11 protein-coding genes are annotated in these 11,937 nt (G+C 56.1%); 5 read left to right on the plus strand and 6 right to left on the minus strand.

Annotated features, from left to right (window positions below):
• Positions 1 to 3: 3 nt before the first annotated feature.
• From ctaD to erpA, 3 genes are all read right to left on the minus strand, one after another.
• On the minus strand, positions 4 to 1,662 hold the full coding sequence (gene ctaD, locus JSO19_RS00395) for an aa3-type cytochrome oxidase subunit I (RefSeq protein WP_217132195.1): 1,659 nt from the start codon (positions 1,660 to 1,662) through the stop codon (positions 4 to 6).
• A 14-nt stretch (positions 1,663 to 1,676) separates the two neighbouring features.
• Complete coding sequence (ctaC, locus tag JSO19_RS00400) at positions 1,677 to 2,534, minus strand: aa3-type cytochrome oxidase subunit II (RefSeq protein WP_270909080.1); 858 nt, start codon at positions 2,532 to 2,534, stop codon at positions 1,677 to 1,679.
• Between the two features lie 167 nt (positions 2,535 to 2,701).
• Positions 2,702 to 3,070 (minus strand): iron-sulfur cluster insertion protein ErpA, encoded by a 369-nt coding sequence (erpA, locus tag JSO19_RS00405; RefSeq protein WP_217132192.1) that lies wholly within the window; start codon positions 3,068 to 3,070, stop codon positions 2,702 to 2,704.
• 143 nt (positions 3,071 to 3,213) lie between these two features.
• On the opposite strand from erpA, the gene JSO19_RS00410 reads away from it, so the two are divergent.
• On the plus strand, positions 3,214 to 3,795 hold the full coding sequence (locus JSO19_RS00410; RefSeq protein WP_270909081.1) for a DUF3043 domain-containing protein: 582 nt from the start codon (positions 3,214 to 3,216) through the stop codon (positions 3,793 to 3,795).
• Between the two features lie 65 nt (positions 3,796 to 3,860).
• Here JSO19_RS00410 and JSO19_RS00415 read toward each other — a convergent pair whose 3' ends face one another.
• The 3 genes from JSO19_RS00415 to JSO19_RS00425 form a co-directional block, all read right to left on the minus strand.
• On the minus strand, positions 3,861 to 4,904 hold the full coding sequence (locus tag JSO19_RS00415; RefSeq protein WP_442915701.1) for a quinone-dependent dihydroorotate dehydrogenase: 1,044 nt from the start codon (positions 4,902 to 4,904) through the stop codon (positions 3,861 to 3,863).
• A gap of 9 nt (positions 4,905 to 4,913) precedes the next feature.
• A complete protein-coding gene (nrdR, locus tag JSO19_RS00420; RefSeq protein ID WP_270909083.1) occupies positions 4,914 to 5,369 on the minus strand; it encodes a transcriptional regulator NrdR in 456 nt (151 codons plus the stop codon).
• A gap of 106 nt (positions 5,370 to 5,475) precedes the next feature.
• Positions 5,476 to 6,330, minus strand: a complete 855-nt coding sequence (locus JSO19_RS00425) for a hypothetical protein (RefSeq protein WP_270909084.1) — start codon at positions 6,328 to 6,330, stop codon at positions 5,476 to 5,478.
• Between the two features lie 366 nt (positions 6,331 to 6,696).
• Here JSO19_RS00425 and JSO19_RS00430 point away from each other — a divergent pair, with 366 nt between their 5' ends.
• From JSO19_RS00430 to JSO19_RS00445, 4 genes are read left to right on the plus strand one after another with little or no spacing between them, the layout of a single operon-like run.
• Positions 6,697 to 7,356: a hypothetical protein gene (locus tag JSO19_RS00430; protein ID WP_270909085.1), complete on the plus strand. Its 660-nt coding sequence runs from the start codon at positions 6,697 to 6,699 to the stop codon at positions 7,354 to 7,356.
• Positions 7,349 to 10,651, plus strand: coding sequence for a DEAD/DEAH box helicase (locus JSO19_RS00435; RefSeq protein WP_270909086.1), 3,303 nt, complete (start codon positions 7,349 to 7,351; stop codon positions 10,649 to 10,651). Before JSO19_RS00430 ends, JSO19_RS00435 begins: the two co-directional genes overlap by 8 nt.
• Positions 10,652 to 10,653: 2 nt before the next feature.
• On the plus strand, positions 10,654 to 11,688 hold the full coding sequence (locus JSO19_RS00440) for an Eco57I restriction-modification methylase domain-containing protein (protein WP_270909087.1): 1,035 nt from the start codon (positions 10,654 to 10,656) through the stop codon (positions 11,686 to 11,688).
• 50 nt (positions 11,689 to 11,738) lie between these two features.
• Positions 11,739 to 11,933 (plus strand): helix-turn-helix domain-containing protein, encoded by a 195-nt coding sequence (locus JSO19_RS00445; RefSeq protein ID WP_270912074.1) that lies wholly within the window; start codon positions 11,739 to 11,741, stop codon positions 11,931 to 11,933.
• Positions 11,934 to 11,937 lie beyond the last annotated feature (4 nt).

The raw sequence follows: 11,937 nt of genomic DNA on the forward strand, positions 1-11,937 counted from the left end.
TCCCTACTTACTATCGCCAGCAAGTTCATGCTGTTCTTTGACGGGGTATTCAACCTGCTTCACGCCGGTAACCTCGGGGTGGTTGAGGTCAAATGCGGGAGATTCTGAGCGGATGCGCGGAATCGAGGTGAAGTTGTGACGTGGGGGCGGGCAGCTTGTTGCCCACTCGAGTGAGCGGCTGAAGCCCCATGGGTCGTTGACGGTAACCTTCGGCGCATTGCGGTGCGTCAGGTATACGTTCAGGAGGAACGGAAGCATCGAAGCACCGAGAATCATCGAACCAACGGTCGAGATCTGGTTCATCCAGGTGATGCCATCCTCTGGCAGGTAGGTGTGGTAACGACGTGGCATCGCGACAACACCGATCCAGTGCTGAATGAGGAAGGTCATGTGGAAGCCGATGAACAGCGTCCAGAAGTGGATCTTGCCGAGGCTCTCGTTGAGCATCTTGCCAGTCCACTTTGGCCACCAGAAGTAGAAGCCTGCGAACATGGCGAACACCACGGTACCGAACACAACGTAGTGGAAGTGAGCGATCACGAAGTAGGTGTCTGAGATGTGGAAGTCAAGCGCCGGTGAAGCAAGGATCACACCGGTGAGGCCACCGAAGACGAAGGTCACGAGGAAGCCGAGTGACCAGAGCATCGGGGTTTCAAAGGTGATGGAACCGCGCCACATCGTACCGAGCCAGTTGTAGATCTTCACACCGGTTGGCACGGCGATGAGCATCGTCATGAGGGCGAAGAACGGCAGGAGTACTGAACCGGTGACGTACATGTGGTGAGCCCACACCGTCATCGAGAGTGCAGCAATCGAAATCGTTGCGATAACGAGGGTCTTGTAACCGAAGATCGGCTTGCGGCTGAACACCGGGAAGATCTCTGAAACGATACCGAAGAACGGAAGCGCGATGACGTACACCTCTGGGTGTCCGAAGAACCAGAAGAGGTGCTGCCAGAGAATCGGACCACCTGTTTCAACCCCGTAAACGTGCGCACCGAAGATACGGTCTGCGGCGAGGCCGAAGAAGGCCGCTGCCAGGATCGGGAAGATGAGGATCACGATGATCGAGGTGATCAAGGTGTTCCAGGTGAAGATCGACATGCGCCACATGGTCATGCCAGGAGCACGCATCGTGAGGATCGTGGTGATGAAGTTCACGCCACCGAGAATCGTGCCGAAGCCACCGATACCGAGACCGAGCACCCAGAGGTTACCGCCCACACCGGGCGAGAAGGTCTGGTCAGAAAGCGGCGTGTATGCGAACCAACCGAATGATGCCGCACCCTGTGGGGTGAGGAAGCCTGCAACCGCGATGGTTGAACCGAAGGTGTAGAGCCAGAATGCGAAGGCATTGAGGCGCGGGAACGCAACGTCAGGAGCACCGATCTGCAGTGGCATGAGAACGTTTGCGAAGCCTGCGAACAGTGGCGTTGCAAACATGAGCAGCATGATCGTGCCGTGCATCGTGAAGAGCTGGTTGTACTGCTCACGCGTGGCGACGATTTCGAGGCCAGGCTGGAACAGCTGTGCGCGGATAATCAGGGCCATGAGGCCACCGATCAAGAACCACGCAAACGAGCTGATCAGGTACATATACCCAATCACCTTGTGGTCGGTGGATGTGATCCACGAGACGACCATATTACCTTTTTTAGACATAGATATCTCTCGCCTTAACCTTCTTGGCTCACTTCGTCAGCTGGCACGCCAGCGCCAGGCAGGTTCTGGTTCGGGTTGTAGTCGACGCCCAAGAAGCCGTGGTTATCTGGATCCTTCTTGAGGTCGGCGATGTACGCGTCGTACTCGTCTTGCTCAACAACACGCAGCTCGAAGAGCATCATCGAGTGGTATTCGCCACAGAGCTCGGCACACTTACCCATGTAGGTACCGGTCTTCTCCGGGGTGAAGCTCATGTAGTTGCTCTTGCCGGGGATCATGTCCTTCTTGTAGAGGTACTCAACAACCCAGAACGAGTGAATCACGTCACGTGACTCAAGCTTGATCTCAGTGGTCTTGCCAACTGGCAAGTAGAGCACTGGCATGGTCTCGGGGAGGGCCGAGCCATTCTCATCGGTCTGCACCTGCACACCTGAGAAGTGGACACCCTCATCGAGGTAGTTAAAGTCCCACGCCCAACGCTTGCCGACGACCTCAATTTTGGTCTCAGGCGCATCGTAACGGGCTTCAATCTTGGCCTGCTCCTGTGCGGTGAAGGCGAAGAACCCGAGTACGAGCATCACTGGAACCGCAGTGAAGAACGTCTCAATTGGCATGTTGTAACGGATTTGGGCTGGAACACCCGTCTGCCCCTTACGGCGACGGTACGCGATGGTTGCCCAGATAATGAGCCCCCATGTAATCGCGCCAACCAGGAGCAAGACGATCCATGAGGTCACCCAGAGACCGGCAATGCCATCCCAGTGGTTCGTGACACCCGACTCTCCAGGGAGGAACCCCTGTTTTTGCTCTTGTGTGCAGGCAGAGAGCACCAGCACGGAAGCCAAAGCTACCGGGGCTGCTACCCACTTCATTCGACGATTGGAACGCACCGCATACCTTTCGAAAGTGAATTATTTGTAATGTCGTAAAGCTGATTACTCCCTGATAGCTTAGCGTGAATCTGCTGATGCTCGTGACACACGCCGTGCTTTTAGGGTAATCATGACGATTTCGTGCTTATTTAACGGATTTTGAGTGATTAGCTGAAGCTATCGCCGCAAGCGCAGCTTCCAGCAGCATTCGGATTGTCGATCGTGAAGCCCTGTTTCTCAATGGTGTCTGAGAAATCGATCGACGCGCCGTTGAGATATGGAACGCTCATGTTGTCAACCACGACGTCTACGCCATCGAAATCGACAATCGCGTCGTTCTCGAGTTCGCGCTCGTCAAAGAAGAGCTGGTAAATGAGACCTGAGCACCCACCCGGCTGAACCGCAATGCGAAGCCGCAAATCGTCACGCCCCTCTTGGCGTAGCAAGGCCTTCACCTTCTGCTGTGCTTCGTCGCTCAGAGTGACCCCGTGAGCCGGGGTATTCGTGGCCTCTGCCACTGCTTGTTCAACAGACATAATGCTGCACACTCCTCACACGCGTTTATGGCAAACGCAATCGGTATCCAGTGTACTCCACCTTTAAGCACATGCCAGACTTGGTAGGCTTACTGGGTACTAATTTCTTGACGACTGTGTATTGAATATGTGAGGCAGGAACAGTGGCAGAACCCGCTGACAAAGGCGAAAGCACCCAGAACGAACAGCGCGAGTCGAAGCAGACCGCGCCGAAGGGGCGCCCCACCCCATCGCGAAAGGCTGCTCAGGCAGCAAACGCAAGGCCGCTGGTGCCAGGCAAGATGGACAAAGACGCCCAGCGCCAAGCAAAGCTCGCCGAGCGCGAGGCCCGTGAGAAGGCCCGTGTCGGCGCGATGATGGGTGACGAGAAGTACCTCCCCGCGCGCGACCAAGGCCCGCAGCGCAAGCTGGTGCGCGATTTTGTCGACTCACGACTGAACTTCGGCGAGTGGATGATTCCGCTCATGGTTGTCGTGTTGCTGCTCACGCTCATTCCGAACGACGGCCTACAGCTCATCTTCCTGAGCGCCATCTGGGGCTACGTTGCACTCTCGGTCGTTGACGCCTGGTTGTGCGGTCGTAAGGCCTACAAGCTCGTCGCAGAGCGATTCGGTGCGGATCGGGTCCAGTCTGGCACCAAGATGTACGCTGCCATGCGTTCACTGCAAATGCGCATGCTGCGCATGCCAAAGGCTCAGGTCAAGCGCGGCCACAAGCTCCAGTAAGCGCACTAAGCCAGTAACAGCTCGGCCCCCTCTCTCACAGAGATGAGGGGGCCGAGCTGTTTGCGCTAGCGCTTGGTGCTTGGCTGCCGCCAGCCTCGTTTGCGAAGACCACGGTTAATGCTTCGAGCCCAGAGGGGCCCCTCATAAAGGAACGCGGTGAAGCCCTGCACAAGGGTTGCCCCGGCGTCGAGCCGCTCGATGACATCGTCTGCGGTGGTAATGCCGCCGACAGAGATGACGCAGAGCTCTTCGGGTGCTCGGGAGCGAATGCGCTTCAGTACTTCGAGGGCACGTTCTGCGAGCGGTTCTCCTGAGAGCCCGCCATCGCCGATTCGCGTGAGCTCCTGCGGAGCGGCCTTAAGCCCTTCCCTTGAAATAGTTGTGTTCGTCGCAATAATGCCGTCGAGGCCGAGCTTGACGATGAGGTCAACGATTGCGTCAATCTGCTCATCGTGCATGTCGGGAGCGATTTTCACGAGCACCGGGGTGCCCGCGGCATGTTCAAGGACGCTTGCGAGCAATGGCTCGAGAGACTCGAGTTCTTGCAGACCACGGAGCCCTGGCGTGTTCGGCGAACTCACGTTGACGGCTAGGTAGTCGGCCACGGGGGCGAGACGCTGTGTGCTGATGACGTAGTCGTCAGTCGCCTGTTCGACCGGTGTTGAGCGGTTCTTGCCAATGTTTGCACCGATGATTGGGCGCTTCGTACGTTTGGCTGCCTGCGAGATGCGCGTTTCGGCAAGCCACGAGCCTTTATTGTTGAAGCCCATTCGGTTGACGACGCCTCGGTCATCGACGAGCCTGAAGAGGCGGGGCTTGGGGTTTCCCGGCTGCCCCACCGGGGTCACCGTGCCGATCTCAACGTGCCCGAAGCCGATGGCGCCAAGGCCGTCAATGCCCTCGGCGTTTTTATCGAAGCCGGCAGCGATACCGAATGGACTCTCAAAGGTGAGGCCAAGCGTTTCGACCTTGAGGCTCGGGTCAGGCTTGCAGAACCAACGCACGGGCGAACGAAAGGCGCCGAACACCTTAATCGCCGCGAATGCGAGGTGGTGCGCCGTCTCAGGGTCCATACGGCAGAAGACGTGCTTGAACAGTGTCGGGTACAGGCGCATGGCTTAGCTTTCTGAGGTGGTTTGACGAAGGTCGGCGATCGCTGCCTCGAAGTCATCGAGCGAATCAAAACCTTGGTAGACACTCGCGAAGCGGAGGTACGCGACTTCGTCAAGGGTACGCAAGTGTGGCAGTACTGCGAGACCGATATCGTTTGCGTCGAACTGTGAGCTTCCGCTCTGTCGCAGGCTTTCTTCAACGTTCTGCGCGAGCTTTGCGAGGTCTGTGTCGGTGACGGGCCTTCCCTGACACGCCTTACGCACGCCCGTCACGACCTTGTCGCGGCTGAAGGCCTCAATGACCCCACTGCGCTTAATCACCATGAGGCTGGCCGACTCGAGCGTGTTGAACCGCCCGCCGCACTTTGGGCACTGCCTACGGCGACGAATCGAAGCGCCATCATCAGAGGTGCGTGAATCGATAACGCGCGAGTCTGAGTTGCGACAGAACGGACAGTGCACGGGGTGCTCCTTGGGTTTCAGGGTACGACTTCACCGAGGTCGGCGCTCGCGCAGAGGGTACCGTCTCACGAATGCGAACGCCCTACCCCATGAGCGACCTCTCTCGTTACGTCAATTCTAGCTGGTGCTGAGGCGCCGAGTCTTCGAGGAGACCCCGCGCAATGAAGTCTCGCGCTACTCTTGCCGCTTCGAGACGTGCGTCATCGGTCGCGACATCGAGTAACTCGGCGAGAGCACCGGCAATTTCACCGAGCGTGAGGTCGCCATCGCAGGCTCCCAGCATTGCGCTCGTGAAGGTGTCGACCGACTCGAAGCGTTCGATACCGTCACGCAACACAAATGAGATGCTCGTGATTTCTTCGGTGCCAGGCACAAGCGTGCGCACCTCTTCAACACCATCGCAAAGCGAGTAGTGCTTATCGAGGAGTGCGTCGTCGCTCAGTTGCGTCGCGGCTGCGTGCTCAGCGAAGGCTGCAGACCAAGCCGAACCAAAATGCGTCTCGCCGCCCAACTGCCCTGCGACGCGCTCAGCGTGCACGAACGCGCGTTCGCCGCTTGCCACCTTGCGCAACATCACGTAACCAAAGCACACTCGTGAAACGTTACGGCTGGTGAGATCGGCGATCCACTCTGATAAACGGGTGTGGTATCGAGTCTCGTGCTCGCGCAGCCCGCCGTCGCGCAACCACAGCGAGGCGTACTCGAGCGGGGTCTGCCTGCCGCGCTCGATGAGCCATGCCGAGCATGTGTCACCCGCCTCAGGAACGAGCGAGGCGAGCGCCTGCTCACCGTCTTCGCTGCCCCACACGAACTCCCAGTTCGCGAGGGTGACGAGGCATGCACCTTCGTTGAGCACGGCAGGAACCTCAGCGAGCAGCCGCCTGAGCAGCCGATCACCCGGTTCGTTTGACGAGCGGTAGACGAACTGTTTCTCCGCATCGGTGTGTTGTGGCGAAATCACGAATGGCGGTTCCCTGCATTGTTCGCATGTGTTGTAACTTGACTCTTCGACCGGCCTGACCGCTACTTTGAAAAGTAACCATCTGTCCCTAAGCATCCGCGCGTCAGAGTCAGGATGTCTGTACTTCCCTCTTTACGCACCCCAGAGCGCCCGGACGAAAATCGAATCGTCTCCGCGATCGGGGCGCTAACAGTTGCAAGACACCCCCCATGATTTTTCTCCGCATGGACATAGCACGAGACTGTAGACAGGTTGTCCTCGCCATCAGCTGGGTAGTCGGCAAAAGGAGTGCGTAACCATCAATCGAATGTAAAGAATCTGATACATTGAAGAATAGATTAACTTGCACCTAATTCACGAGGATCAATGACAGCACTGACACCAGATGAGCAACTCATCAAGTCGCGCCATCGAGTGAGAGCGCATGGTGAGGTATTCACCCCAAGGTCGATGGTCAATCGGATGCTTGACCTCGTGAAGCCAGAGTTAGAAACCGGCCCTAACTTCGTAGACAAGACGTTCTTCGAGCCTGCCGCTGGCGACGGAAACTTCCTGATCGCCATACTTCGCCGGAAGCTGCACGCCATCGAGAAGCGCTACCAGCCGACAGTGTGGCAGACCGAATCCTTGTTTGCCCTCGCTTCGATCTACGCTATCGAGCTCCTCGAAGACAATCACCGGGCAGCGCAAGAATCGCTTCTAGACATTTTCGTCGAGTTCCACCAACGCGCCGGAAACTCCTGTGGACCACGCACGAACCTCTACCGTTCGGCAGCCAAGCTTATCGAGCGCAACATTCTCCAGGGCAACACCCTCACAGGTCTTGATGCCGCTGGTGCAGAGATTCAATTCTCGTGGTGGCATCGCGTGCTCAACGAACCAGGCATGGTCCAGCGAGAACCATTCTCTCTTTCATCATTGCGAAACTCATCTACTGGCATAGGGATGTTCGATTTTGCGATCTACGACTCCTACGCAGTCTGCCGCGTCGAGCACGTCTACAAAGAAGTGAAGGCTAATGTCTAACCCGAAGATCAGCACTTTCCACGAAGTCACTCCGTACGTATACTCGTGGACTACCCCCGACATTCCCAAGTACGCAGGTTGGGAGAAAATCGGATACACCGAGCAGGCCGGCGGCCCAGATGTACGCATCGCGCAGCAGGCATCCCAACTGTCCGTGCGCAAGGAAAAGTTGTGGGCGCTGCGGGCTTTTTTCCAGACTGAACGCGGTGGACGATTCACCGACAAGGACTTCCATACCTACTTGAAGCAGCAGGGCATTGAGCGGGAATACAACCCCGATGCCCAGCCAAAGCGCACCGAGTGGCATCACTTCGCCGACGCTCCGAGAACCTCCAAGGATTACTTCCTTCAGTTCGCCAGCCAGGATGAAGTCGATATGCAGCGCGTGGGCACTGATGAGTACAGCCTACGCCCCGAACAGGAAGCTGCGGTCAAACAGGCGCTGGAAGCGTTCGCTGCTGGACATGACGAAGTGCTCTGGAATGCCAAGCCACGTTTCGGCAAGACCCTGACAACCTACGACCTTATGCGCCACCTTGAGGCTCGCAAGGTCCTCATCGTGACCAACCGTCCTGCTATCGCCAACTCATGGTTCGACGATTTCACCCGCTTCATCGGGCATCAGACTTCCTATGTTTTCGTCTCAGAATCAGCATCGCTGGCTGGCCGCGAGACAATGACCCGTGAGGACTGGCGCAAGTACTCTGCCCAGAATCAGGACGAGGACCCTCGCGTTGTGGAGTTCCTTTCGCTGCAGGACCTCAAGGGTTCCCAGTACTTCGGCGGCCACCACAAGAAGCTGAAGCACATCGCCGATTTCGAGTGGGACCTGCTGGTCATCGACGAAGCCCACGAGGGCATCGACACCACGAAAACCGACATCGCGTTTGACAACATCACTCGCACGCAGACGCTGCACCTGTCCGGCACCCCGTTCAAGGCCTTGGCCTCAGGGAAGTTCGATCAGGAACAGATCTTCAACTGGACCTACGAAGACGAACAGACTGCTCGCGAAGAGTGGTCGGATGAGTCGCGGGACAATCCTTACGCATCCCTGCCTACGCTGAACATGTTCACGTACCAGATTTCGCGCATGATCACCGATCGTCTTGCCCAGGGCGTAGCGATCTCCGAAGACGCGGCCAACATTGATTATGCCTTCGACCTCAACGAGTTCTTCACGACCAAGGACAACGGCGTTTTCGAGCACCGCGAGGACATCCTCAAGTTCTTGGACTGCCTGACACACAATGAGAAGTACCCGTTCTCCACGCCTGAACTACGCGAAGAAATCCGGCACTCCTTTTGGCTGCTGGACCGTGTCGCTTCGGCCAAGGCGCTCGAAAAGCTGTTGAAGCAACACGAGGTGTTCAAGGACTACACGATCATTCTCGCTGCTGGCGATGGCAAGAGCCACGACAGCATGGACACGGCGGTTTCCGAGAAGTCGCTGGACAAGGTGCGAAAGACTATCGCTGAAGCCGAGAAGAACGGCGGCAAGACGATCACTCTTTCTGTCGGGCAGCTGACCACCGGAGTCACCGTGCCGGAGTGGACAGCGGTGCTGATGCTGTCGAACCTTTCCTCGCCGGCACTGTACATGCAGGCAGCTTTTCGTGCTCAGAATCCCCATACCTTCATGCGGGGCGAACATGTGTTGCAGAAGAAGAACGCCTACATCTTCGACTTTGCACCCGAGCGAACCCTCACGATTTTTGACGAGTTCGCCAACAATCTGCGCTCCAACCAATCCGGCAGCCCGGAGGCGCGTCAAGACAACATCCGCCGCCTACTGAACTTCTTCCCGGTCATTGGTGAAGACTCAGAAGGCCGGATGGTGGAGCTTGACGCCGCCCAGGTGCTCACCATTCCGCAGGTTTTCAAGGCCAAGGAGGTGGTGCGACGTGGGTTCCTCTCGAATCTGTTGTTCGATAACGTGGCCGGAATCTTCCGCTACTCGGAGCACGTCAAGAAGATTCTTGAGAAGCTCCCGGAAGCCAAAGAAGGCAAGCTCAAGAGCGGCACTACGATCTCCCTTGATGAACCAGTACCTTCAACCGACCGCGAAGGCAACGTCCAGGTTGATGTTGACACGGTCATCAACCCGAAGGTTGCTGAACTTGGCGCTCCTGTGTGGAGCAAGGAAGAAGCGCCTGCCATCAATCCAGCGAAGCCACCGACTAAGTTAGCCAAAGAGCTCGCCAGCTTCGTCACTGAGAAGACTAAAGACATTCGTGAGAGACTCAAAAACGAATACGGCCTGACTGCCGCCCAGGTGAACCGGGACATCAAGCAGACTGAAGCCAAGGTGGAGACTGCTGTTGAGCGTGCCATCGTCGAAAAGAACATTGCTGAGAAGCACCTCGACGACGAACGGGAGAAGGCCACCACTGACGAAGAAGTGGCAGCTGTCGAAAAAAAGAAGGCCGAAAATGATTCTGTGTTTGAGACAGAGCTCATGGCCATTCTGAAGAAATCTTCCGAGGACGTGGCAATGGAAACCGTTACCCGTGAAGAGACCAAGAAGGAGCAGAAACGTGCCAACACCACGATGGACGATGCTCGCTCCCATCTGCGCGGTTTTGCACGCACCATCCCTCTGTTCCTGATGGCATATGGACGCGAGGACATGCGTCTGGCAAACTTCGATGACCACACCCCAGATGAGGTCTTCAAGGAAATCACCGGTATCAGCGAATCCGAGTTCCGCATCCTCCGGGACGGCCAGGAAATAGTCGAAGAAGACGGGAAGGTAGTCCAGATCCCTGGTTTCTTCGATGAGGCTGTATTCGATCAGTCAATCCAGGAGTTCCTTGCAAAGAAGAAAGAACTCGCTGATTACTTTGACAACTCGCTCACCGAGAACATCTTTGCCTACATTCCACGGCAGAAGTCGTCACTGGTGTTCACGCCACAGGCTGTGGTGAACCAAATGGTTGACTTGCTTGAACAGGAAAACCCAGGAATCTTTGAGGATCCGTCAAAGACCTTTATCGATCCTTTCTCAACGGCAGGTCTGTTCATCATGGAACTGGTTCGTCGCCTGGATTCGGGGCTTGCTACTACGATCCCTGATCAGCACCAGCGGCTCAAGCACATCTTGACGAAGCAAGTCTTCGAGATGAGCCATAACCAGATTCTCCATGACATCACCATCGAAGCTGTCTCTGGCGGCCTGGAAGAACGCAAAGAGTGGATGACGGAATCAGGCCATTTCCGGGTGCAGAACGTCACCGAAATGAGCACAGCAGAACTCGCGAAGCTTGTCGATAACATGCTTACCGAAAGGAACTAATCATGACCAAGAAGTTCGATGTAGTCATCGGAAACCCACCATATCAAGATGAAGCTGTGGGCGGTGCCACCAGTGCGCCGCCTATCTATCCGCAATTCATGGATGCGGCATACGAAATCGGCTCGAAAGCAGTTCTGATTACACCCGCCCGTTTCCTGTTCAACGCGGGCTACACAACGAAGACATGGAACCAGAAAATGCTCGATGACAAACATCTGAGTGTCCCGGTCTACGTACCAAATAGCAATACACTGTTCCCAGGAACGGACATCAAGGGAGGCGTCGCTGTCACTTATCGCGATTCTGAGCAAAATTTGGGTCCACTTGGAGTCTTCACCAAGCACGAAGAGCTCACTAGCATCATGCGAAAAGTTACTTCATTCGGTGGAACTTCATTTGCGAGTCTCGTGACCAAGCGGGATGCCTACAAATACACGCACAAAATGCACGAGGAACATCCAGAAGCGTCGGAAGCTATGTCGCATTCTGCCCAGCACATCGTGATTGCTAACGCTTTCGAAAAGCTCCCTTTCCTATTTACCGCTGGTAAGCCGGATTCGAGTGATAAATATGTACGGATTATGGGTCTATCGGGCAATAAGAGGGAAATTCGCTGGGTTCGTCGTGATTTCATCACAGGGCCAAAAAGCTTTGAACATTTCAAAGTGGCCGTCGCAAAAGCTAATGGTTCTGGGAATTTTGGCGAAGCTCTTTCCACCCCAGTTGTACTCGAGCCGCAAGTCGCGACTACTCAGACATTCCTGACTGTTGGAAGCTTTGAGAAGTCTGAAGAGGCTTCTGCTTGTCTCAACTACATCCGAACGAAGTTTGCTCGTGCACTTCTTGGCGTGTTAAAGATTACGCAAGATAATCCGTCTCGTGTCTGGGAGCATGTCCCGGCACAGGACTTTTCGTCCGAGTCTGATATCGATTGGTCGAAGTCAATCCCCGAAATTGACCAGCAGCTGTACAAGAAATATAATCTCAGCGCTTCGGAAATGGACTTCATCGAAACCAATGTCAAAGCAATGAGTTGAGCACGACAGTCATGGCTGAAACCGATTCAACCGCCATGTCTGGGATCGCCATGCAGGTCTGTGTTGCGCGCAAAGACCTCGGGTGGTCTCAGGGCCTACTCGCTGCGAAGGCGGGTGTATCCCGCCCGTCGGTGGCACGAGTCGAAGCAAGTGACGCTGTCAGCACGGATACGTTGAGCAAGATTTCCGAGGTGCTGGGCCTTAAGCTTACCCTCGCTGAGGTGCCACCCGACGACGATCAGTAGACCG

It is taken from the genome of Leucobacter sp. UCMA 4100 (assembly GCF_027853335.1).
Lineage (GTDB): Bacteria > Actinomycetota > Actinomycetes > Actinomycetales > Microbacteriaceae > Leucobacter_A.

What these genes read in the sequence shown, in the direction of transcription:
- ctaD (WP_217132195.1), bottom strand. Translation starts at nt 1,662, where the DNA reads ATGTCTAAAAAAGGTAATATGGTCGTCTCGTGGATCACATCCACCGAC.
- ctaC (WP_270909080.1), bottom strand. Translation starts at nt 2,534, where the DNA reads ATGAAGTGGGTAGCAGCCCCGGTAGCTTTGGCTTCCGTGCTGGTGCTC.
- erpA (WP_217132192.1), bottom strand. Translation starts at nt 3,070, where the DNA reads ATGTCTGTTGAACAAGCAGTGGCAGAGGCCACGAATACCCCGGCTCAC.
- JSO19_RS00430 (WP_270909085.1), top strand. Translation starts at nt 6,697, where the DNA reads ATGACAGCACTGACACCAGATGAGCAACTCATCAAGTCGCGCCATCGA.
- JSO19_RS00435 (WP_270909086.1), top strand. Translation starts at nt 7,349, where the DNA reads ATGTCTAACCCGAAGATCAGCACTTTCCACGAAGTCACTCCGTACGTA.
- JSO19_RS00440 (WP_270909087.1), top strand. Translation starts at nt 10,654, where the DNA reads ATGACCAAGAAGTTCGATGTAGTCATCGGAAACCCACCATATCAAGAT.
- JSO19_RS00445 (WP_270912074.1), top strand. Translation starts at nt 11,739, where the DNA reads ATGCAGGTCTGTGTTGCGCGCAAAGACCTCGGGTGGTCTCAGGGCCTA.